Consider the following 21,613-nt stretch of genomic DNA (forward strand, 5'->3'; position numbering starts at 1 on the left):
AGGCGGTGCTATGCTGATTATGCCAGCTGAAAAGAACATTTCTTTTTCGAAAGAATTGCAGCAGACGCTTCAAAGCCGTCATTTGCTAAGAACTGAACTCCCATTTTCCGATGAGTTGATTGAATGGCATATCGAGAATGGATATATTGCCGCTCAAAACTCTATATCCATAAATAAACTGGGGTATAAATGTAATAGGTGCGGCCAAAATGATCAGCGGTATTTTTCTTTTTATTACTTCTCTGGAAAGAATCAGATGTATTGCCGTTCCTGTGTCATGATGGGCAGAGTGAGTGAGGATGTGCCTTTATATTCGTGGATAGAGGAAGATGAACCAAACTGGCAGCCTATAAAGCTGAAATGGGATGGCAAGCTCTCAAGCGGACAGCAAAAAGTCGCTAATGTCTTAATTGATGCAATATCAAAAAAAGAAGAGCTCCTCATCTGGGCGGTTTGCGGCGCTGGCAAAACAGAGATGTTATTCCCCGGTATAGAATTTGCTTTAAATCAAGGGTTGCGTGTATGTATTGCGACACCACGCACCGATGTTGTATTAGAGCTTGCTCCGAGACTCAAGGCTGCCTTTCAGGGCGCAGACATTTCAGCACTTTACGGAGGAAGCGATGACAAAGGGCGTTTATCTCCGCTTATGATTTCCACCACACATCAGCTTTTGCGATATAAAGACGCATTCGACGTTATGATCATTGACGAAGTTGATGCTTTTCCGTATTCTGCTGATCAAACTCTTCAATTCGGTGTTCAAAAAGCAAGAAAGAAGAACAGCACCCTTGTTTATTTAAGTGCAACACCTCCTAAAGAATTAAAAAGAAAAACACTGAACGGACAGTTACATTCAGTTCGCATTCCAGCAAGACACCACCGGAAACCTTTGCCTGAACCGCATTTTCTATGGTGTGGAAACTGGAAAAAGAAATTATATCAAAATAAAATCCCGCCAGCGGTAAAAAGATGGATAGAGTTTCATGTGAAAGAAGGGAGGCCGGTTTTTTTGTTTGTTCCCTCCGTTACTGTTCTGGAAAGGGCAGTTGCATGCTTTAAAGATGTTAATTGCCGAACAGCGTCAGTGCATGCGGAAGATAAACAAAGGAAAGAGAAAGTACAGCAATTCAGAGACGGTCAGCTTGATCTCTTAATCACAACAACAATATTAGAAAGAGGCGTCACGGTTCCAAAGGTGCAAACAGGTGTATTAGGGGCGGAATCGCCTATCTTTACGGAAAGCGCACTTGTTCAAATCGCAGGAAGAACCGGGCGGCATAAAGAGCATGCGGACGGTGATGTCGTTTTCTTTCACTACGGAAAAACAAAGAGTATGCTAGATGCAAGAAAGCATATAAAGGAAATGAATGACTTGGCAGCAAAAAGTAATTGAACAGACTAGCCATTATTTGAAAACGTGGTACAGTATACTCATATAACCGACGATGAGGAGCTGTAAAAATGCTTGTCAATTCAAAAGAAATCGTAATGAAAGAACTGCTCGACCGATATATGGACCAACTTCATATGACCTGCACTTGCCAAGTATGCAAAAACGATGTATTGGCACTTTCTTTAAACAAAGTGAGGCCATCCTACGTCACTGATCTTAAAAAGATCGCATATACGAAAGCTGAGCTGGTAGATAAACAAAAAAACACGGCTATGCTTGTCATTTTGGCTGAATCTGCTGCTATGGTGTCAGAGAGTCCAAGCGATTTATGCCAAACGAAGCAGGAGGAGGCATTTATAAACTGATTTGTCTATTATGCGGTTCGCCATTTTCTCAAGCTGCTACATGGAGAGCACTTTTTTTATTAAAGCCTGAAGAAAAGGTCTGTCATTCCTGCAGAAGAAAATTAAAGAAAATCACAGGACATATCTGCACCATGTGTGGCAGACCTCAATCAGTTCATGCGGTATGCAGGGATTGCGAGGCGTGGAAATCGAGGGTCAGTGACAGTTTGCTGCTGCGCCAAAACCGTTCAGTTTACACATATAATGATATGATGAAAGAAACGCTCTCCCGTTTTAAATTTAGAGGAGATGCAGAAATCATAAATGCTTTTAAAAGTGATTTTTCTTCAACTTTCTCACAGGTTTATCCCGATAAGCATTATATTCTCGTTCCTATTCCGCTGAGCAAGGAACGGGAAGAAGAGCGCGGATTTAACCAGGCACAGCTCCTGGCAGAATGTTTAGACCGCCCTATTCACCACCCCCTCATCCGCCTGAATAATGAGAAACAGTCTAAGAAAAAGAAAAGAGAACGCCTGCTTTCAGCGCGTATTTTTGATACAAAAAACAAGTCAGCTGAAGGTATGAATATCATTTTAATAGACGATCTTTATACAACAGGCGCCACTTTGCATTTTGCAGCCCGCTGTTTATTAGAGAAAGGAAAAGCCGCTTCAGTGGCATCTTTTACCTTGATCAGAAGCTAAATGATTCTGTTTTTATGCCGATATAATCACTAGAAATTAACACAGGCATATTATCGAATAAGGAGAAAAAAGATGGGAGAACTGGCGAATTGTCCGAAATGCAATGCTTTATTTTTAAAAACAAAGCTGCAAACCGTATGTCAGGCGTGTATTAAGGAAGAAGAAAAATCATTTGAGATCGTATATAAGTTTTTAAGGAAACAGGAAAACCGGCAATCGACTTTGAGCCGGATAACCGAGGAAACAGGTGTAGAAGAAGAGCTGATATTGAAATTCATCAGGCAGAAACGCATTCAAATCACTCATTTTCCTAATTTGGCATACCCTTGTGAAAGATGCGGGACATCGATTCGGGAAGGCAAGTTTTGCAAGGCTTGCCAGTCCGATTTAAAGGCTCAAATGGATCATTTGGACCACGAGGACACACTGAAAACAGAGAGGGAAAATAGTAGAAAAGACACATACTATGCCTATAATACCAAAAACAGCTGATTCCCTAAACTAACTGAAAACGCAGTCGATAAAAGGGTTAAGATTGTTTAAAGACTGCAACGGAAAGCGAGAGGAATCCTATGAAAATCAATCAATTTGGAACACAATCCGTTAATCCATACCAAAAAAATTATGAAAAGCAAGCGGTGCAAAAAACTGCTGCACAGCCTCAAGATAAAATTGAAATTTCATCACAGGCTAAAGAAATGCAAAATGCATCCGACGCAGTCGCTGGTTCACGCCAGGAAAAAATTGCGCAGCTTAAAGCGCAAATTGAAAACGGGTCATACAAAGTAGACGCAAATCATATAGCGAAAAATATGATTAATTTTTATAAAAAGCAATAAAAAAGGAGAAAGCCCATGTCAGCAAAGCCAATTATTGACCAATTGAAGCGACTTTGCGTTCTGCATGAGCACCTGCTCACGCTTTCTGAGGAAAAGACGGAAGCGCTCAAAGCCGGCAAAACAAAAGAGCTTTCTAACATTTTGACAAAAGAACAAAAGTATATTCAAGCAATCGGGCAGACAGAAGATGACCGGACCAAAGCGACTTCCGCCTTTCTCGGATACAGCGAAAATAACACCATTTCCGCATGTATCGCCAAAACCTCAGGCCGTGAAAAGGAAGAGCTGGAACAACTATATGAAGCTCTTTCTAACGTTCTCGGACAGCTGAAAGAAGTGAATGAGATGAATAGGCAGCTGACGAGGGACGCGCTGCAATTCATCTCTATTTCGTACGATATGCTGGTTCCTAAGGAAAATAATTTCAATTACAGCAAATCGATTAAAGCTGAGCTTCCAAAGAGCAGCCGAATGAAACTTTTTGATTCAAAAGCTTAGCAGAAAGGAATTCAGAATATGACATCTACCTTTATGGGGCTTGAAACTGCAAGGCGGGCGTTAAGCGCTCAGCAGGCAGCGTTAAGCACTACTGCAAATAACGTGGCAAATGCCAATACTGATGGTTATACAAGACAGCGAGTCTCATTAGAGGCAACTGACTATTTTCCTGCTGTATCAAAAAACGCAGAAAAAACTGCGGGACAAATGGGAACGGGAGTTCAAGGGAAGTCAGTTGAGAGAATAAGAGATATCTTTCTTGACTACCAATACCGTCTTCAAAACAACAGTGCCGGATACTATGACACGAAAGCCAAAGCACTGTCCCAAATGGAAGGCGTTTTAAATGAGACGGATGACAGCGGATTGAACAGTGTGCTCAATTCGTTTTGGAATTCCCTGCAGGAATTATCGAATAATACAAATGAAGACAGTGCTCGTTCTGTTGTTACGCGAAAAGGACAAGCTGTAGCTGAAACGTTTAATTATATTTCTGAATCACTTACAAATGTTCAATCGAACTTAAAAGCAGAGCTAAATACAACTGTGTTGGATGTCAATTCTCTGCTTTCTCAATTAAACAGTTTAAATAAGCAAATTGCACAAGTAGAACCAGTCGGGCTTCTTCCGAATGGTTTATATGACCAGCGAGATTTGCTGATAGATAAATTATCCTCAATGGTTGATATCAAAGTCAGCTACAACAAATCAGGAGGGAATGCACTTTCTTCTGCTGAAGGAACTGTATCAATTGAAATCCTTGATAAAAATAAACAGTCGCTGGGAACTGTTTTGGACGGTAAAAATTATGAGGTTTCAGAACTTGCAGCCAACTATGATAATGAAACTGGGTTAGTATCAAGTATTTCAATCGGAGATACAGCTGTACAGGTGGAATCATTCAGCAGTAAGGGATCCCTTTTAGGATTTGTAGAGTCTTACGGGTATGTAACAGCAGACGGCGAAGAAAAGGGCATATATCCGGAAATGCTTTCTGATCTTGACAATATGGCACTTGAATTCGCGAAAGCTTTCAATGAAGTGCACAGAAATGGTTTGACCAAGAGCGGTGAACAAGGCGGGGACTTTTTTGATTTTACTGGCGGTGAAACTGAGCCTGCAAAGGGAGCGGCGGGCAAAATTAAAGTTGCTGACAGCATAATAGATTCAAAAGGTGCAAACATTGCTTTCTCACTGACTGGTGCAGCCAACGATAATGCAAATGCTACAAAATTAGCGAATGTTTTAACCGGTAAAATAACCATTAATGGTAAAGAAACTAGTGTGTTAGATTATTATGCGGGTCTGATTGGCGAGCTGGGGATCAAAGCTCAAGAGGCGAATCGCCTGGCGTCTAATACAGAAACACAGCTGAATGATGCTGACATAAACCGTCAGCAAATGAGCGCGGTCTCTTTAGACGAAGAAATGACCAATATGATTCAATTTCAACACGCATACAATGCCGCTGCAAGAATGGTGACGTTACAAGACGAATTGCTTGATAAAGTAATCAACGGCATGGGTGTTGGAGGAAGGTAGGTAGAGTCAAATGAGAGTAACACAAGGGATGATTCAGCAAAACTCACTGAGATATATCGGTTCAAGCTACTCGAAGCTTGATAAACTTCAATCGCAGATTTCGTCAGGGAAAAAAATCTCAAAAGCTTCCGACGATCCTGTAGTAGCGATGAAAAGCTTAAAGTATACGTCACAACTGTCTCAAGTGCAGCAATATAAAAGTAATGCTTCTCAGGCCTTTACCTGGCTCGAAAATACAGAAACTAACATCACTGAAGGAATTGACATCCTATCAAAGGTCAGAGAATTAGCTGTTCAAGCACAAAATGATACAAACGGCGAAGCGGAGCGGCAAGCAATTGGCGTAGAAGTGAAGCAGTTAAAGGAACAGCTTTTAAATATCGCGAATACACAAGTGAACGGCAGATATATCTTTAATGGCACAAATTCAGACAAGCCTCCGGTTACAGATAACGGAGACGGTACTTATACGATTTCTGATACCGCTGATGTTGTTGTCAATATATCAAATAATATGACGTTGAAAGTAAATTCAGATCCAAAGTCAGCTTTTGGGGGCACTTCTGAAAGCGGACAGAATGTATTTGAAATGCTTGACTCATTTGAGAAAGCACTTAGTTCAGGTTCACTAGATGGCATGGACAGTGTTTTAGATGATATTGATCAATTTTCTGATGGCATGAGCGCTGAACGCTCTGATCTTGGAGCAAGATACAATCGTCTTGAACTGGTTAATACACGACTTTCAGCTCAAGAAGAAACAGCTACAAAAGTGTTGTCAGACAATGAAGATGTGGAACTGGAAGAAATAATAACAGAGTTTATTGCGCAGCAAAGCGTGCATAGGGCTACTCTGGCTGTAAATGCACAAATTGTTCAGCCTACATTAATTGACTTTTTAAAGTAAGCGGCTCTCAGGAGTTCGCTTTTTTTATAGTTCAGGAGGTAGAGTGATGCAAATTCCCAGATTGATTATGCATAGTGTTCAAGGGAAAATTGGTTTAACAACAACGCCCGCCAGCTTAAAAATGGAGCAGCCGCAAGCTGATCTAGAGATTGAACAGCCTAGCGCGGAAATGGAAATATCGGTGACACCAGGAAAACTTACGATTGACCAAACACAAGCTTGGGAAGAATTAGACAGAAAGCATATATTCAAAAGGATAGAAGAAGCCGCCCAGCAAGGACATGAGGATGTCATGGAGGGAATAGCCCGCACTGCAGAAGAAGGGGACGAGCTTATGAGAATTGAAAATAAGGGGAACCCAATCGCTTCACAAGCAAAGAGGAACTCTGAGATGCATCAAATTCAATTAGGCGAACATTATGCTCCTTCTCTTTCAAGGGTGAAAATACAATATGCCCCGTCAGAGCTTGATATTCGGATTACGCCGCGAAAGCCTGTTATTCAGGCTGAACCGCGTAAACCAGTTGTTGAATATACGCCGGGAAACGTTAAGGTTGACATGCTTCAATACCCTGAATTAAATATAGATGTAGAATACCCGAAAGAATCACACGAAAAGTAAACAGAAAAGGATCGTGAACAATGATCATTCATACAAAGTACCATGGCCAAATGAACGTAAAAGAAGAACAAATCATTCTTTTTGAAAACGGGATTCCGGGCTTTTTAGGAGAAAAACAGTTCGTCATTCTTCCGCTTTCAGAAGACTCTCCATTCGTAGCACTGCAGTCCGTCACTTCAGAAAATCTTGCGTTCATCGTTGTAAGTCCGTTCATCTTTTTTAAGAATTATGAATTTGACCTTGATGCATCAACTGCTGAACTTTTGGATATCGATAATATTGAAGACGTAGAAGTCATGACAATATTGACTATGGCAGAGCCGTTCGAAAAATCAACTGCCAATTTATTGGCTCCCATTATTGTGAATCGCAAGAACATGATGGCCAAGCAAGTCGTTTTACACGACTCCTCATATACGACAAAGCATCCGATTGGAGGAGAATCATGCTAGTTTTATCGCGGAAAATAAACGAAGCGATTCAAATAGGTGCTGATATTGAAGTAAAAGTCATTGCGGTTGAGGGTGATCAAGTGAAACTTGGAATTGACGCCCCAAAGCATATCGATATTCACAGGAAAGAAATATATTTGACCATTCAGGAAGAAAATAACCGAGCAGCAGCGTTATCCAGCGATGTGATCTCCGCATTATCCTCACAAAAAAAGTGAGGATTTTTTTATTTTTGTATTAACAAAATCAGAGGCGATCCGATATTAATGATGTAGCTGGAAGGAGGCGCAAATGACTCCGCCAGTTACAAAAATAGGCACAAGGACGTGCCTAAACAACATATTCAGGGAGGAACAAAACAATGAGAATTAACCACAATATCGCAGCACTTAACACACTGAACCGCTTGTCTTCAAACAACGGTGCTAGCCAAAAGAACATGGAGAAGCTTTCTTCAGGTCTTCGTATCAACCGTGCGGGAGATGACGCAGCTGGTCTTGCGATCTCTGAAAAAATGAGAGGACAAATCAGAGGTTTAGAAATGGCTTCTAAAAACTCTCAAGACGGAATCTCTCTTATCCAAACAGCTGAGGGTGCATTGACTGAAACTCATGCGATCCTTCAACGTATGCGTGAACTTACTGTTCAAGCAGGAAACACAGGTACACAACAAGCTGAAGATCTTGGTGCGATTAAAGATGAAATGGATGCACTTATTGAGGAAGTTGATGGCATTTCCGATCGTACTGAATTTAACGGTAAAAAGTTGTTAGACGGATCTTCCGCTACTACTGGCTTTACCTTCCAAATTGGTGCAAATGCAGGCCAACAGCTTAACGTTAAAATTGCTGACATGGGAGCAGCTGCTCTAGGTACTACTGTTACAGTTGATAAACTTGACGTAACAGATTTTGCTACTACTTCTTTTGACGATCAACTTAAAGGTATTGATGAGGCTATTAACGCAGTATCAACTCAACGTGCTAAACTAGGTGCGGTACAAAACCGTCTTGAGCATACAATCAACAACTTAGGCGCTTCTGGTGAAAACCTGACAGCTGCTGAGTCTCGTATCCGTGACGTTGACATGGCTAAAGAGATGAGCGAGTTCACAAAGAACAACATTCTTTCTCAAGCTTCTCAAGCGATGCTTGCTCAAGCAAACCAACAGCCGCAAAACGTACTTCAATTGTTACGTTAATTTTGAAAAAGACCTTGGCGATTGCCGGGGTCTTTTTTTATATTCCTAACTCCAAATCTTTCCCCTTGCTGTCTATAACTCGTGATATAATAATCGGATTCTCCACCTGCTTTATAAATGTATTTCCAAACAAGAAATCTAAAACAGATGAGTTTTTTTCCAAAAATATGTGTAATCTTATCTCGACTTAGTCGATATAAACGATAGATTGGGACATAGGGGATGATCAATTGAATATTGAAAGGCTCACTACGTTACAACCTGTTTGGGATCGTTATGATACTCAAATACATAATCAGAAAGATCATGAGAGTGAGGTTCCTGTTCATCAAGTTACATATACCAATCTTGCTGAAATGGTAGGGGAAATGAACAAGCTTTTGGAACCTTCGCAAGTTCACCTGAAGTTTGAGCTCCATGAGAAGTTAAATGAATACTATGTACAAGTAATAGAGGACTCTACAAATGAAGTCATCCGCGAAATTCCGCCGAAACGGTGGCTTGATTTTTATGCGGCTATGACTGAATTTCTTGGGTTATTTGTAGATGAGAAAAAGTAGATTAGGAGTGGTTTGGAATGGTCACGAGAATAACAGGTCTGGCGTCAGGAATGGATATAGATGATATCGTATCAAAGCTGATGCAGACAGAAAGAGCGCCGCTGGATAAGCTGACACAAAAAAAACAGACTCTTGAATGGCAGCGTGACAGCTACCGTGAAGTAAACTCAAAAATAAAAGAACTGCAAGATTATATGTCTAAAAATACGTTGACATATCCGAGTACGTATCAGAGCAAAACTGTTACCAGCTCCAATGAGTCTGTGTTAACTGCTACAGGAAGCGCAAGTGCGCCAAACTCTTCTTCTACTGTTGAAGTAGCGAGCTTGGCAACCGCAGCGACTTATAAGGCAAATAATTATACGGGATACACACAAGGCGATTATAATTTGGGATTTAACGTTGTTGCGCCTGGCGAGACAACAGCAAAAACAGTAAACATCAGTGTGACGAGCGCAGATACGATTGATAATGTGATTTCTAAACTTAACAGCTCAGATCTAGGCGTATCAGCATTTAAAGATAAAATTTGGAATGGTACAGAGTATGTAGAAACGATTGCGTTTTCTTCTAAAGCAACAGGTGCAGGAGGCAGCATACAGGCAGCAGACTCTGCTACAGCCGACTTTATGTCCGGACAGCTTGGTTTTTCTTTAGACGCTGATAATAAGCTAACTGCTTACAAAGAAGGAACAAATGCAAAAGTCACAATTAATGGCTTTGAAATGGAGAAGCTGACAAACAACTTTACGGTTAATGGCGTTACCTACTCGATCAAAAACACAACTGCAGCCACAGGCCCTGTTACCACATCTGTTTCTACTGATGTTGACGGGATTTATAATCAAATTAAAGAGTTTGTAGATAAATACAATGAATTGGTTGACAGCCTGAATGAAAAGCTTAAGGAAGAAAAATACAGAGATTATACGCCGCTGACGAGTGAACAAAAAGAAGCAATGTCCGATAAAGAGGTAGAACTCTGGGAAGAGAAAGCGAAAAGCGGTTTGCTAAGAAATGATACCAGCATAAGCACTGGTACGAACCAAATGCGGACTGATTTTTATTCTCAAGTAAATGCGAATGGAAAAACCTATCAATTAACTGAATTTGGCATCACAACTTCAAGTGCTTACCAATTGCGGGGGCATTTAGAGATTAATGAAGATAAACTAAAAGCAAAAATACAAGAAGATCCACAAAGTGTTGCCGCCTTATTTACAAGCGGAACGAACAGCAGCGCCTATAGTGATAAAGGGATTATGAAACGGATCGGAGACACACTGAAAAGTACTGTGAAAAGCATTGAAGCCAAAGCCGGTAACTCGACAATGGGAACCAATGACTACTCAATCGGTAAAAATTTAAACACGATCAGCACGGATATCACCAAAATGCAGGACCGGTTGACCACGATAGAAAACCGTTATTATAAAAAATTCAGTGCAATGGATTCTGCGATTCAAAAAATGAACGAACAAGCGTCCTATTTATCACAGCTTCTTGTACAATAAATGTAATTTGGAGGATGACACATGGCGATCCAAAATCCTTATACAGCTTATCAGCAAAATTCAGTGAATACTGCTACACCAGGTGAACTGACACTTATGCTGTATAATGGCTGTTTGAAATTTATAAGACTCGCATCTCAGGCCATTGAGAATGATGATATGGAACGTAAAAATGAAAATCTGATTAAAGCGCAAAATATCATTCAGGAATTAAATTTTACGCTGAACCGCAACATAGAGCTTTCCGCTTCCATGGGTGCGATGTACGATTATATGTATCGAAGATTGGTACAGGCAAACATCAAAAATGATACGAGCATGCTGGCTGAGGTCGAAGGATATGTAACAGATTTTCGTGATGCATGGAAACAAGCCATTCAAAGTGAACGGAAGGACCGACACGGATCAGGCGGGATCGCATGAATAACATAGATCAACTATATACTGAGACGCAGAGTATGCTGTCGCATATACAAGATACACCGGAAAGCGATGAACTTTTAAAGCAAATTGAAGACTTTGTGGCTAAACGGTCTGAACTTATTCAGGAGATATCTCTGCCGCTTTCAGAAGAAGAAAAAAAGCAGATGAAGCTTGTCCTGACATGGGATCAGCTTATTGTGAAGGAAATGAAAAGATTAAAGCAGTCAATCGCAGCAGAACTTCAGCAGGTAAAAAGAAAACGTGCGATGCATACGACGTATTTAAATCCTTATAACAACATCACGATTGACGGCAGATATTATGACAAGCGTAAATAGGTGAGTGCCTTGAAGAGCATTGAAGATTATACGCTTTTATCAGCTTATTATCATCTTCTTTTTACCATTGAGGAAGGGCTATGTTATTTGATAGAAGCTGAACAGAATTTATCAAAAACAGAAGGGGATCGGATCTACCAAGATCTGATCCAAGCCTTTTTTTATTTGGATTCAACACATTCAACACTTCTTTTTATTTTGGATACGCGGTGTGCTGAAATTTGCATTAAAGCATTTGACCAAATTTTTGCAGAGTTTGATCAATTGGTTTCTTTCTCTTTTCCCTCACATGAGTTCTGCGAGTATTTAAAAGAGCATTTTCTGATTCATTATAGAAAATGGATGCTGTCTATTCATCGATGTATGGAACCCTTTGTTATCAATTAGGCGAGTGTGAGGTATTTGTTTTTTTCAATCAGCATATACATATACCTCCGAACCGCATACAGCAGGAAATACAAACACAATTCGACAAAGTTCACTGAATTTTCACAAAAAAATTACGTTTCAGCAGGAATTGTGAAGGGTAAAGAAGAAATAGATACATATCCTTAATAAAAGGGAGGCGTTCTTTGATGAACTATAACATCAGAGGAGAAAATATTGAAGTGACACCCGCGTTAAAGGATCATGTCGAGAAGAAGATCGGCAAGCTGGAGCGTTATTTTGACCATAGCGTGAATGCCGATGTGAACGTCAACTTGAAGTTTTACAATGACAAGGAGTCTAAAGTTGAGGTTACGATTCCGATGACAGATCTGGCGCTTCGATCCGAGGTGCATAACGAGGATATGTACAACGCAATTGATCTCGCAACAAACAAACTGGAACGTCAAATCCGTAAGCACAAAACGAAAGTAAACCGTAAATTCCGTGAGCAGGGCTCTCCAAAATATTTATTGGCAAACGGGCTTGGCTCTGATACAGATATTGCGGTTCAGGATGAAATAGAAGATGAGGAGAGCTTGGACATTGTCCGTCAGAAACGCTTTAATCTAAAGCCAATGGACAGTGAAGAAGCGATCTTGCAAATGAATATGCTCGGCCATAATTTCTTTGTTTTCACAAATGCGGAAACAAACCTAACAAATGTCGTGTACCGCAGAAATGATGGGAAATATGGCTTGATTGAACCGACTGAATAATGAAGAGAAGCCTTCCGTGATAACCGCGGAAGGTTTTTGTTTTTCTTATTTGCAAATTCTTTGGAAATAACAGAAGGTATGATATGATAATGAGAGGTATACATGGACTAGTAAATTATTTATACATGTCTGCAAATCAGGCATGTGATGATAGAGGAGCGTTATAAATGCTTGGAATTTTAAATAAAATGTTTGATCCAACAAAACGTACGCTGAATAGATACGAAAAAATAGCTAACGATATTGATGCGGTTCGCGGAGACTATGAAAATCTCTCTGACGACGCGCTGAAACATAAAACGATTGAATTTAAAGATCGCCTTGAAAAAGGGGCGACAACTGATGATCTTCTTGTTGAAGCATTCGCTGTTGTTCGGGAAGCTTCGCGCCGAGTAACCGGCATGTTTCCGTTCAAAGTCCAGCTCATGGGGGGCGTAGCGCTTCATGACGGAAATATCGCGGAAATGAAAACAGGGGAAGGGAAAACGTTAACGTCTACTCTGCCTGTTTATTTAAATGCGTTAACAGGTAAAGGCGTACACATCGTGACTGTCAACGAATACTTGGCAAGCCGTGACGCTGAGCAGATGGGGAAAATTTTCGAGTTTCTCGGTATGACTGTCGGTTTGAATTTAAACTCAATGTCAAAAGATGAAAAACGGGAAGCTTATGCAGCTGACATTACTTACTCCACAAACAACGAACTTGGTTTCGACTATTTGCGTGACAATATGGTTCTTTATAAAGAGCAGATGGTTCAGCGCCCGCTTCATTTTGCGGTAATAGATGAAGTTGACTCTATTTTAATTGATGAAGCGAGAACACCGCTTATTATTTCTGGACAAGCTGCAAAATCCACTAAGCTGTACGTACAGGCAAATGCTTTTGTCCGCACGTTAAAAGCGGAGAAGGATTATACGTATGATATCAAAACAAAAGGTGTACAGTTGACTGAGGAAGGAATGACGAAGGCGGAAAAAGCGTTCGGCATTGATAACCTGTTTGATGTGAAACATGTCGCGCTCAACCACCATATCAATCAGTCCTTAAAAGCACACGCTGCGATGCAGAAGGACGTTGACTATGTAGTGGAAGACGGCCAGGTAGTCATTGTTGATTCCTTCACGGGACGTCTGATGAAAGGACGCCGCTACAGCGAGGGACTTCACCAGGCGATTGAAGCAAAGGAAGGGCTTGAAATTCAAAATGAAAGCATGACCTTGGCGACCATTACGTTCCAAAACTACTTCCGGATGTACGAAAAACTTGCCGGTATGACTGGTACGGCTAAGACAGAGGAAGAAGAATTCCGCAACATCTATAACATGCAGGTTGTCACGATTCCTACTAACAAGCCTGTTGTCCGTGACGACCGTCCGGATTTAATTTACCGTACGATGGAAGGTAAGTTTAAGGCGGTTGCGGAGGATGTCGCACAGCGTTACATGACCGGACAGCCTGTTCTTGTCGGTACAGTTGCGGTTGAAACATCTGAATTGATTTCTAAGCTGCTTAAAAACAAAGGGATCCCGCATCAAGTGTTAAACGCCAAAAACCATGAGCGTGAAGCGCAGATCATTGAAGAGGCTGGCCAAAAAGGCGCAGTTACAATTGCGACAAACATGGCGGGGCGCGGAACGGACATTAAGCTTGGCGAAGGTGTAAAAGAGCTTGGCGGCCTCGCAGTTGTCGGAACGGAACGCCATGAATCACGCAGGATTGACAATCAGCTCCGTGGACGTTCTGGACGTCAGGGAGACCCGGGGATCACCCAATTTTATCTTTCTATGGAAGATGAATTGATGCGCAGATTTGGAGCTGAGCGGACAATGGCGATGCTTGACCGCTTCGGCATGGATGACTCTACTCCAATCCAAAGCAAAATGGTATCCCGCGCGGTTGAATCGTCTCAAAAACGCGTCGAAGGCAACAACTTCGATTCACGTAAACAGCTTCTGCAATACGATGACGTCCTCCGCCAGCAGCGTGAGGTCATTTATAAGCAGCGCTTTGAAGTCATTGACTCTGAAAACTTGCGCGAAATCGTTGAAAATATGATCAAGTCTTCTCTCGAACGGGCAATTGCAGCCTATACGCCAAGAGAAGAGCTTCCTGAAGAGTGGAAGCTTGACGGTCTTGTTGAGCTTGTCAACACGACTTATCTTGATGAAGGTGCGCTTGAGAAGAGCGATATCTTCGGCAAAGAGCCGGATGAAATGCATGAACTCATTATGGATCGCATCATGACGAAGTATAATGAAAAAGAAGAGAAATTCGGCGAAGAGCAAATGCGTGAATTCGAAAAAGTCATCGTCCTTCGAGCCGTTGATTCAAAATGGATGGATCACATCGATGCAATGGATCAGCTTCGCCAAGGGATTCACCTTCGAGCTTACGCGCAGACGAATCCGCTTCGTGAGTATCAAATGGAAGGCTTTGCGATGTTTGAGAATATGATTGAATCGATCGAGGACGAGGTTGCAAAATTTGTGATGAAAGCTGAGATTGAAAACAATCTGGAGCGTGAAGAGGTTGTACAGGGCCAGACAACGGCTCATCAGCAGCAAGAAGGCGACGATAACAAAAAAGCAAAGAAAGCACCGGTTCGCAAAGTGGTTGATATTGGACGAAATGCCCCATGCCACTGCGGAAGCGGAAAAAAATATAAAAATTGCTGCGGACGGACTGAATAGTTCGCTCAGGCAAGGTTGCTGACCGCGGCGCTTTGAGCGCCCGCGGATCTTTTAATGAGGTGAATGGAATGGAATTATCAGAAATCAGAGTAGAGCTCGAAAATATGGCTTCTCGTTTAGCGGACTTTAGGGGGTCTCTTTGACCTCGAATCAAAGGAGGCCCGCATCGCTGAGCTAGATGAACAAATGTCTGATCCGGAATTCTGGAATGATCAGCAAAAAGCTCAAACGGTTATAAATGAAGCAAACGGCATAAAGGATTATGTCAATTCGTATAAAAAATTGAATGAATCCCACGAAGAATTGCAAATGACTCATGATCTTTTGAAGGAAGAGCCGGACTCTGACCTCCAGCTTGAGCTTGAAAAAGAACTAAAATCATTAACAAAAGAGTTCAATGAGTTTGAGCTTCAGCTTCTTCTCAGTGAGCCATATGATAAAAATAATGCGATTTTAGAACTGCACCCTGGTGCTGGCGGTACAGAGTCACAGGACTGGGGCTCTATGCTTCTTAGAATGTATACCAGATGGGGAGAACGCCGCGGCTTTAAGGTGGAAACGCTCGATTACCTTCCGGGTGATGAGGCGGGAATCAAGTCAGTCACATTGCTGATCAAAGGACACAACGCTTACGGTTATCTCAAAGCAGAAAAAGGTGTCCATCGTCTCGTGCGGATTTCACCGTTTGATTCATCAGGCCGCCGCCACACGTCTTTCGTTTCATGTGAAGTCATGCCTGAATTTAACGATGAGATCGATATAGATATCCGTACGGAGGATATTAAAGTTGATACGTACCGTGCAAGCGGAGCGGGCGGACAGCACGTCAATACGACAGATTCAGCCGTTCGGATTACTCACTTGCCGACGAATGTGGTTGTGACGTGCCAAACGGAACGCTCACAAATTAAAAACCGTGAAAGAGCCATGAAAATGCTGAAGGCCAAGCTGTATCAGCGCAGAATTGAAGAACAGCAGGCAGAGCTGGATGAAATTCGCGGTGAACAAAAAGAGATCGGCTGGGGCAGCCAAATCCGTTCTTACGTATTCCACCCGTATTCCATGGTAAAAGACCATCGAACTAATACAGAAATGGGGAACGTTCAAGCGGTAATGGATGGAGACATTGATACATTTATTGATGCCTACCTTCGTTCTAAACTATCATAAGCAGAAAAACACACCTGATATATGCAGGTGTGTTTTTTAATTCCTTCATATCCTTGATTTCACTGCTGCTTTAGCATATTACCACTGTATTTGGGTGTTATTTACATCTGATCAGGGAAGGATTAAAATGCTATCGGAGAGCATTGGAAGAAACGGAGGATATATAATGGACGTACGGAATAAAACATATCGAATTATAAAGGATTATGTATACATACTGATAGGAGCAGCGATTACAGGTGTGTCCTTTAATGTATTTTTGCTTCCAAACAAGATTGCTGCCGGCGGTGTCAGCGGAATCAGCACGATTTTGCAGTCATATGGTTTTGAAGCAGCGTATGTACAGTGGATTTTTAATATTCCTTTATTTATTGCCGGTGTCATTTTGCTCGGCGGGAAATTTGGACTTAAGACGCTTGCGGGTTCTGTTTTTTTACCGCTTGTGGTGTTTTTGACAAGAGATATTCAGCCTGCCACCCATCATGAGCTCTTAGCGGCGATTTTTGGCGGCGTCGGAATCGGTGTCGGAATCGGCATTGTATACTTAGGGAAAGGCTCGACGGGAGGAACGGCCTTGGCTGCACAGATCATTCATAAGTACTCCGGTCTGTCATTAGGGACGTGTCTCGCCCTCATTGACGGATTGATTGTCGTTACAGCTATGGTCGTATTTAATATTGAGCAAGGTTTATATGCCATGCTTGGTGTCTATGTGTCCAGCAAAACGATTGATGTTGTTCAAGTCGGCTTCAACCGTTCAAAAATGGCGCTCATCATTACAAAGCATGAGCAGGCTGTCAAGGAAGCCGTTTTACAGAAGATTGACAGAGGCGTGACGAAAATTTCCGCGGTCGGCGGATATACTGACGATGACCGTCCGATTTTAATGTGTGTGGTTGGGCAAACTGAATTCACCAAATTGAAACAAATCGTTAAACAGATTGATGAGTCAGCTTTTGTGATTGTGGCAGATGCGAGTGAGGTGCTGGGCGAGGGTTTCAAACGCGCTTAAACGAGGTTATAATATGGAAGAGATCGTAAAGGAGTTGTGCTACTCAACATGAAATCAAAGTTATTGATACTAATGCTTGTATTTGCGCTTTCTGTTCTATTGGCTGCTTGCGGTTCAAACGATGCAAAAGAAGAGAAGACAGACACCGGCAGCAAGACTGAAGCCTCTGCATCTGAGGGGGAAGAATTATATCAGCAAAGCTGCGTAGGCTGCCACGGCAAGGATTTAGAAGGTATGTCAGGGCCTAATCTCCAAGAGGTCGGAGGCAAATACGACGAAGATAAAATTGAAAGTATCATTAAAAACGGCCGCGGCAATATGCCGAAGGGACTTGTAGATGATAAGGAAGCCGCTGTCATTGCCAAATGGCTGTCAGAAAAAAAGTAAGGTGAAAAATCTTTGCCGCAGCAGGCAAGGATTTTTTTATGCCATAACAATATGAATGAAAAGAAACTGTAATAGTATTATGTCTAAATTTGACGTATAATGAAGTGTGTTGAAAAATGAAACTTTCAGATTTTTCATCTTTTTACAAATGAGTGGGTCATAAATTGTCGAATGTATTCGAAGACTATGACCGTGTGATAGATAAAATGATATAAAAGATTAGGTGATTTCATGATAGAGATGAAAGAAGTATATAAAGCCTATCCGAACGGCGTAAAAGCGCTCAATGGGATTTCTGTTACCATTCATCCCGGCGAGTTTGTTTATGTTGTCGGTCCGAGCGGAGCGGGTAAATCTACTTTTATTAAAATGATATACAGAGAAGAAAAACCGACAAAAGGACAAATTTTAATTAATCATAAAGATCTCGCTACAATTAAAGAAAAAGAGATTCCATTCGTGCGCCGTAAAATAGGTGTTGTCTTCCAGGATTTTAAGCTTCTGCCGAAACTTACTGTTTTTGAAAATGTGGCGTTTGCCCTTGAAGTAATCGGAGAACAGCCGTCTGTCATTAAAAAACGTGTGCTTGAAGTGCTTGATCTCGTGCAGCTGAAGCATAAAGCAAGACAATTTCCTGACACGCTTTCAGGCGGGGAACAACAGCGTGTATCTATTGCCAGATCAATTGTGAACAACCCTGATGTTGTCATTGCTGATGAACCTACAGGAAACCTTGATCCAGATACGTCCTGGGAAGTCATGAAGACGCTGGAGGAAATCAATAACCGCGGGACAACAGTCGTGATGGCGACACATAACAAAGAAATCGTAAACACCATTAAGAAACGTGTCATTGCAATCGAAGATGGTATCATTGTGCGTGATGAGTCAAGAGGGGAGTATGGTTCATATGATTAAAATTCTCGGGCGCCACTTGCGTGAGAGTTTTAAATCTCTCGGGAGAAACACATGGATGACGTTTGCATCCATTAGTGCTGTAACCGTTACGCTGATTTTAGTCGGCGTGTTTTTAGTGATTATGCTGAATTTGAATAACATGGCTTCGAATGCTGAAAAGCAAGTCGAAATCAAAGTGTTGATTGATCTGACTGCAGACCAGAAGGCACAGGATAAGCTGCAGAACGATATTAAGGATCTGAAGGGCATTCAAAGTGTCACTTTTTCATCTAAAGAAAAAGAGCTTGACCAGCTGGTTGACAGTTTTGGGGACAGTGGAAAATCCCTGACGATGAAGGATCAAGAAAACCCGCTTAATGATGCATTTGTCGTAAAAACGACAGATCCGCATGATACGCCGAACGTGGCGAAAAAGATTGAAAAAATGGATCATGTCTATAAAGTTACTTACGGAAAAGAAGAGGTCAGCCGTTTGTTTAAAGTGGTCGGCGTTTCCCGCAACATCGGAATCGCGTTAATTATCGGCCTGGTATTTACGGCGATGTTCTTAATTTCCAACACCATTAAAATTACAATTTTCGCAAGAAGAAAAGAAATTGAAATCATGAAGCTTGTCGGCGCGACGAACTGGTTTATCCGCTGGCCGTTTTTCCTTGAAGGATTGCTGCTTGGCGTATTCGGTTCAGTGATTCCGATTGCACTGGTGCTGAGCACTTACCAATATGTCATTGGATGGGTCGTTCCGAAGGTTCAAGGATCATTTGTCTCTCTTCTTCCTTATAATCCATTTGTATTCCAAATTTCGTTAGTGCTTGTTGCAATCGGCGCAGTGATTGGAGTATGGGGAAGTCTGACTTCCATCCGCAAGTTTTTGCGAGTATAAAGAGAAAAAACAGTCCCGCTTTAGGGGCAGTTCCAGAATGTTGACAGAATCCTAAAACGGTTTATCGTTTTAGGATTTTGTCATTTTTCAGCGTGATTGATAACCCTTGAAGTCTAAGAACAAGCGAGCATCGCAATACAGTGAATGGTGAAATTCGTGAGCACCAAAGCACACATTTGACAACAAATGCGAGGGTTTGTCGACACGCTGAAGCCGTCCTGCTTTCGGGACGGCTTTTCTTTTGCCTTCTTTTTCTTCTATGATTACATGAAATCTCCATCCTTTACATATACTATCTCTGGGTTTTGATAAAGACAGTCTGGCATACAGGAGGAGTAAAGGATGAATCAAAAAATAATGGCTGTAATAGCAGCGGGGAGCATGCTGTTCGGAGGCGCCGGTGTATATGCGGGAATGAACCTGCTTGAGATGGATAAGCCCCAGACTGCAGCAGTTCCCGCGACGGCACAAGCTGACTCTGAACGGGATAAGGCTATGGACAAAATCGAAAAAGCGTATGAGTTAATTTCGAATGAGTACGTAGAAAAAGTTGATAGAGAAAAGCTGCTCGAGGGAGCCATCCAGGGAATGCTGTCTACGCTAAATGATCCTTATTCTGTCTATATGGACAAGCAGACGGCTAAGCAATTTTCTGATTCTCTTGATTCCTCATTTGAAGGCATCGGGGCTGAGGTTGGAATGGAAGACGGCAAAATTATTATTGTTTCCCCATTTAAGAAATCACCAGCGGAAAAAGCCGGACTCAAGCCTAATGATGAAATTATCAGCATCAACGGAGAATCGATGGCCGGCAAGGATTTAAACCACGCTGTGTTAAAAATAAGAGGAAAGAAAGGGTCCAGCGTTTCAATGAAGATTCAGCGGCCTGGGACAAAGAAGCAGCTGTCATTCCGGATCAAAAGAGCAGAGATTCCGCTCGAAACGGTTTTTGCTTCAGAGAAAAAAGTACAGGGGCGTAATGTCGGATATATCGCAATCTCTACTTTTTCTGAGCATACCGCGGAGGATTTTGCAAAAGCGCTGGGAGATCTTGAGAAAAAAGGAATAGATGGCCTCGTCATTGATGTTCGCGGCAACCCGGGCGGATATCTTCAAAGTGTGGAAGAAATTCTTAAGCACTTCGTTACAAAGGATCAGCCGTATATTCAAATTGCTGAACGTAATGGAGATAAAAAACGTTATTTTTCAACATTGGCCCATAAAAAAGCGTATCCTGTCAATGTGATCACGGATAAAGGAAGTGCCTCCGCATCAGAAATTCTTGCCGGGGCATTAAAAGAAGCAGGGCATTATGATGTTGTAGGTGATACGTCTTTTGGTAAGGGAACGGTTCAACAGGCTGTTCCGATGGGAGACGGCAGCAATATCAAATTGACGCTTTACAAGTGGCTGACGCCAAATGGGAATTGGATTCATAAGAAAGGAATTGAGCCGACCATTGCGATTAAGCAGCCTGATTATTTTTCCGCCGGGCCCTTGCAGCTGAAAGAGCCGCTTAAAGTGGATATGAACAATGAAGATGTCAAGCATGCACAGGTATTATTAAAAGGCCTAAGTTTTGATCCGGGCCGTGACGATGGCTATTTCAGCAAAGACATGAAAAAAGCGGTTATGGCCTTTCAGGATCAAAACAAGCTGGATAAAACAGGTGTAATCGACACTCGCACTGCAGAAGCATTAAATCAGCTGGTGGAAAAGAAAAAATCCGATGAAAAAAATGACTTGCAGCTCCAAACAGCGCTTAAATCATTATTTGTCAATTAAAGGAGATGGTGTTCCATCTCCTATTTCTTTATACTTAACGAGAAAATGAACCATAAGTCACATAAAAATTGAGTTTTTGACAAGAAATTAAAAAAATTTTCACAAATAAACATTTATAAAGGACTGTGATTACCCGATATCAATATATGAGAGAGACTTTCTAACGAGATAATATGCATTTAAAATGAAACTTTTGCAAGTTGCCTAGTCTTTGTTTACTTCATACAATATAAGAAGGTTCTAAAAAGAACAGTAATCAGGTTTATGGCAGCTGAAC

The 21,613-nt window shown here is 41.7% G+C and carries 25 protein-coding genes; all 25 read left to right on the forward strand.

Features of this window, described 5'->3' with window-relative positions; genetic code table 11:
• The first annotated feature begins 13 nt into the window (after positions 1 to 13).
• The 25 genes from comFA to ctpB all read left to right on the forward strand — a co-directional run bounded on the left by comFA (position 14) and on the right by ctpB (position 21,336).
• Positions 14 to 1,396, forward strand: coding sequence for an ATP-dependent helicase ComFA (gene comFA, locus AC4CV5_RS03075; protein WP_490922203.1), 1,383 nt, complete (start codon positions 14 to 16; stop codon positions 1,394 to 1,396).
• A 68-nt stretch (positions 1,397 to 1,464) separates the two neighbouring features.
• Positions 1,465 to 1,761: a late competence protein ComFB gene (gene comFB, locus AC4CV5_RS03080; protein WP_166847699.1), complete on the forward strand. Its 297-nt coding sequence runs from the start codon at positions 1,465 to 1,467 to the stop codon at positions 1,759 to 1,761.
• Positions 1,725 to 2,447 (forward strand): ComF family protein, encoded by a 723-nt coding sequence (locus AC4CV5_RS03085; protein ID WP_490922067.1) that lies wholly within the window; start codon positions 1,725 to 1,727, stop codon positions 2,445 to 2,447. Before comFB ends, AC4CV5_RS03085 begins: the two co-directional genes overlap by 37 nt.
• A 72-nt stretch (positions 2,448 to 2,519) precedes the next feature.
• Positions 2,520 to 2,939, forward strand: a complete 420-nt coding sequence (locus AC4CV5_RS03090; protein ID WP_166847705.1) for a TIGR03826 family flagellar region protein — start codon at positions 2,520 to 2,522, stop codon at positions 2,937 to 2,939.
• An 80-nt stretch (positions 2,940 to 3,019) separates the two neighbouring features.
• Positions 3,020 to 3,286 carry a flagellar biosynthesis anti-sigma factor FlgM gene (gene flgM / locus AC4CV5_RS03095; protein WP_014665557.1) on the forward strand — a complete coding sequence of 89 codons (267 nt, stop codon included), beginning with the start codon at positions 3,020 to 3,022 and terminating at the stop codon, positions 3,284 to 3,286.
• Positions 3,287 to 3,301: 15 nt separating this feature from the next.
• Positions 3,302 to 3,784 (forward strand): flagellar protein FlgN, encoded by a 483-nt coding sequence (gene flgN / locus AC4CV5_RS03100; RefSeq protein WP_166847708.1) that lies wholly within the window; start codon positions 3,302 to 3,304, stop codon positions 3,782 to 3,784.
• An 18-nt stretch (positions 3,785 to 3,802) separates the two neighbouring features.
• Complete coding sequence (flgK, locus tag AC4CV5_RS03105; RefSeq protein WP_166847711.1) at positions 3,803 to 5,326, forward strand: flagellar hook-associated protein FlgK; 1,524 nt, start codon at positions 3,803 to 3,805, stop codon at positions 5,324 to 5,326.
• A 10-nt stretch (positions 5,327 to 5,336) separates the two neighbouring features.
• Positions 5,337 to 6,233 (forward strand): flagellar hook-associated protein FlgL, encoded by an 897-nt coding sequence (gene flgL / locus AC4CV5_RS03110; protein ID WP_166847713.1) that lies wholly within the window; start codon positions 5,337 to 5,339, stop codon positions 6,231 to 6,233.
• A 46-nt stretch (positions 6,234 to 6,279) separates the two neighbouring features.
• Positions 6,280 to 6,855 (forward strand): DUF6470 family protein, encoded by a 576-nt coding sequence (locus AC4CV5_RS03115; RefSeq protein ID WP_373922938.1) that lies wholly within the window; start codon positions 6,280 to 6,282, stop codon positions 6,853 to 6,855.
• Between the two features lie 20 nt (positions 6,856 to 6,875).
• Complete coding sequence (fliW, locus tag AC4CV5_RS03120) at positions 6,876 to 7,307, forward strand: flagellar assembly protein FliW (RefSeq protein ID WP_326222224.1); 432 nt, start codon at positions 6,876 to 6,878, stop codon at positions 7,305 to 7,307.
• A complete protein-coding gene (gene csrA / locus AC4CV5_RS03125; RefSeq protein ID WP_003219727.1) occupies positions 7,301 to 7,525 on the forward strand; it encodes a carbon storage regulator CsrA in 225 nt (74 codons plus the stop codon). The genes fliW and csrA overlap by 7 nt, the downstream gene beginning before the upstream one ends.
• 143 nt (positions 7,526 to 7,668) lie before the next feature.
• Entirely contained in the window at positions 7,669 to 8,508 is an 840-nt protein-coding gene (hag, locus tag AC4CV5_RS03130; RefSeq protein ID WP_166847732.1) for a flagellin Hag, read from the forward strand.
• 230 nt (positions 8,509 to 8,738) lie between these two features.
• Positions 8,739 to 9,068: a flagellar protein FlaG gene (flaG, locus tag AC4CV5_RS03135; protein ID WP_222142123.1), complete on the forward strand. Its 330-nt coding sequence runs from the start codon at positions 8,739 to 8,741 to the stop codon at positions 9,066 to 9,068.
• A 17-nt stretch (positions 9,069 to 9,085) separates the two neighbouring features.
• Complete coding sequence (locus AC4CV5_RS03140; RefSeq protein WP_490922068.1) at positions 9,086 to 10,582, forward strand: flagellar hook-associated protein 2; 1,497 nt, start codon at positions 9,086 to 9,088, stop codon at positions 10,580 to 10,582.
• 21 nt (positions 10,583 to 10,603) lie between these two features.
• Entirely contained in the window at positions 10,604 to 11,005 is a 402-nt protein-coding gene (fliS, locus tag AC4CV5_RS03145) for a flagellar export chaperone FliS (protein WP_003219733.1), read from the forward strand.
• Positions 11,002 to 11,343 (forward strand): flagellar protein FliT, encoded by a 342-nt coding sequence (gene fliT, locus AC4CV5_RS03150; protein WP_166847740.1) that lies wholly within the window; start codon positions 11,002 to 11,004, stop codon positions 11,341 to 11,343. The genes fliS and fliT overlap by 4 nt, the downstream gene beginning before the upstream one ends.
• A gap of 9 nt (positions 11,344 to 11,352) precedes the next feature.
• Entirely contained in the window at positions 11,353 to 11,730 is a 378-nt protein-coding gene (locus tag AC4CV5_RS03155; RefSeq protein ID WP_166847742.1) for a DUF8042 domain-containing protein, read from the forward strand.
• Between the two features lie 188 nt (positions 11,731 to 11,918).
• A complete protein-coding gene (hpf, locus tag AC4CV5_RS03160; protein WP_014115335.1) occupies positions 11,919 to 12,488 on the forward strand; it encodes a ribosome hibernation promotion factor in 570 nt (189 codons plus the stop codon).
• A gap of 167 nt (positions 12,489 to 12,655) precedes the next feature.
• A complete protein-coding gene (secA, locus tag AC4CV5_RS03165) occupies positions 12,656 to 15,181 on the forward strand; it encodes a preprotein translocase subunit SecA (RefSeq protein WP_373922943.1) in 2,526 nt (841 codons plus the stop codon).
• A 68-nt stretch (positions 15,182 to 15,249) separates the two neighbouring features.
• A protein-coding gene (gene prfB / locus AC4CV5_RS03170; protein WP_248602229.1) for a peptide chain release factor 2 occupies positions 15,250 to 16,351 on the forward strand; the annotation gives its coding sequence in 2 pieces (ribosomal slippage) (positions 15,250 to 15,321 and positions 15,323 to 16,351; 1,101 coding nt in all).
• A gap of 166 nt (positions 16,352 to 16,517) precedes the next feature.
• Positions 16,518 to 17,363, forward strand: a complete 846-nt coding sequence (locus tag AC4CV5_RS03175) for a YitT family protein (RefSeq protein WP_490922069.1) — start codon at positions 16,518 to 16,520, stop codon at positions 17,361 to 17,363.
• A gap of 48 nt (positions 17,364 to 17,411) precedes the next feature.
• On the forward strand, positions 17,412 to 17,750 hold the full coding sequence (cccB, locus tag AC4CV5_RS03180; RefSeq protein WP_166847766.1) for a cytochrome c551: 339 nt from the start codon (positions 17,412 to 17,414) through the stop codon (positions 17,748 to 17,750).
• Between the two features lie 231 nt (positions 17,751 to 17,981).
• Complete coding sequence (gene ftsE / locus AC4CV5_RS03185; protein ID WP_003219741.1) at positions 17,982 to 18,668, forward strand: cell division ATP-binding protein FtsE; 687 nt, start codon at positions 17,982 to 17,984, stop codon at positions 18,666 to 18,668.
• Positions 18,661 to 19,551: a permease-like cell division protein FtsX gene (gene ftsX, locus AC4CV5_RS03190; protein ID WP_003219742.1), complete on the forward strand. Its 891-nt coding sequence runs from the start codon at positions 18,661 to 18,663 to the stop codon at positions 19,549 to 19,551. The genes ftsE and ftsX overlap by 8 nt, the downstream gene beginning before the upstream one ends.
• 342 nt (positions 19,552 to 19,893) lie before the next feature.
• A complete protein-coding gene (ctpB, locus tag AC4CV5_RS03195) occupies positions 19,894 to 21,336 on the forward strand; it encodes a carboxy-terminal processing protease CtpB (protein WP_166847769.1) in 1,443 nt (480 codons plus the stop codon).
• Positions 21,337 to 21,613 lie beyond the last annotated feature (277 nt).

The organism is Bacillus sp. NS1 (assembly GCF_058248265.1).

What these genes read in the sequence shown, in the direction of transcription:
- secA (WP_373922943.1), top strand. Translation starts at nt 12,656, where the DNA reads ATGCTTGGAATTTTAAATAAAATGTTTGATCCAACAAAACGTACGCTG.
- fliS (WP_003219733.1), top strand. Translation starts at nt 10,604, where the DNA reads ATGGCGATCCAAAATCCTTATACAGCTTATCAGCAAAATTCAGTGAAT.
- hpf (WP_014115335.1), top strand. Translation starts at nt 11,919, where the DNA reads ATGAACTATAACATCAGAGGAGAAAATATTGAAGTGACACCCGCGTTA.
- ftsX (WP_003219742.1), top strand. Translation starts at nt 18,661, where the DNA reads ATGATTAAAATTCTCGGGCGCCACTTGCGTGAGAGTTTTAAATCTCTC.
- flgL (WP_166847713.1), top strand. Translation starts at nt 5,337, where the DNA reads ATGAGAGTAACACAAGGGATGATTCAGCAAAACTCACTGAGATATATC.
- AC4CV5_RS03085 (WP_490922067.1), top strand. Translation starts at nt 1,725, where the DNA reads ATGCCAAACGAAGCAGGAGGAGGCATTTATAAACTGATTTGTCTATTA.
- comFB (WP_166847699.1), top strand. Translation starts at nt 1,465, where the DNA reads ATGCTTGTCAATTCAAAAGAAATCGTAATGAAAGAACTGCTCGACCGA.
- ctpB (WP_166847769.1), top strand. Translation starts at nt 19,894, where the DNA reads ATGAATCAAAAAATAATGGCTGTAATAGCAGCGGGGAGCATGCTGTTC.
- AC4CV5_RS03115 (WP_373922938.1), top strand. Translation starts at nt 6,280, where the DNA reads ATGCAAATTCCCAGATTGATTATGCATAGTGTTCAAGGGAAAATTGGT.
- cccB (WP_166847766.1), top strand. Translation starts at nt 17,412, where the DNA reads ATGAAATCAAAGTTATTGATACTAATGCTTGTATTTGCGCTTTCTGTT.
- flgN (WP_166847708.1), top strand. Translation starts at nt 3,302, where the DNA reads ATGTCAGCAAAGCCAATTATTGACCAATTGAAGCGACTTTGCGTTCTG.
- fliT (WP_166847740.1), top strand. Translation starts at nt 11,002, where the DNA reads ATGAATAACATAGATCAACTATATACTGAGACGCAGAGTATGCTGTCG.
- hag (WP_166847732.1), top strand. Translation starts at nt 7,669, where the DNA reads ATGAGAATTAACCACAATATCGCAGCACTTAACACACTGAACCGCTTG.
- ftsE (WP_003219741.1), top strand. Translation starts at nt 17,982, where the DNA reads ATGATAGAGATGAAAGAAGTATATAAAGCCTATCCGAACGGCGTAAAA.
- flgK (WP_166847711.1), top strand. Translation starts at nt 3,803, where the DNA reads ATGACATCTACCTTTATGGGGCTTGAAACTGCAAGGCGGGCGTTAAGC.
- csrA (WP_003219727.1), top strand. Translation starts at nt 7,301, where the DNA reads ATGCTAGTTTTATCGCGGAAAATAAACGAAGCGATTCAAATAGGTGCT.
- AC4CV5_RS03140 (WP_490922068.1), top strand. Translation starts at nt 9,086, where the DNA reads ATGGTCACGAGAATAACAGGTCTGGCGTCAGGAATGGATATAGATGAT.
- AC4CV5_RS03175 (WP_490922069.1), top strand. Translation starts at nt 16,518, where the DNA reads ATGGACGTACGGAATAAAACATATCGAATTATAAAGGATTATGTATAC.
- AC4CV5_RS03090 (WP_166847705.1), top strand. Translation starts at nt 2,520, where the DNA reads ATGGGAGAACTGGCGAATTGTCCGAAATGCAATGCTTTATTTTTAAAA.
- fliW (WP_326222224.1), top strand. Translation starts at nt 6,876, where the DNA reads ATGATCATTCATACAAAGTACCATGGCCAAATGAACGTAAAAGAAGAA.
- flgM (WP_014665557.1), top strand. Translation starts at nt 3,020, where the DNA reads ATGAAAATCAATCAATTTGGAACACAATCCGTTAATCCATACCAAAAA.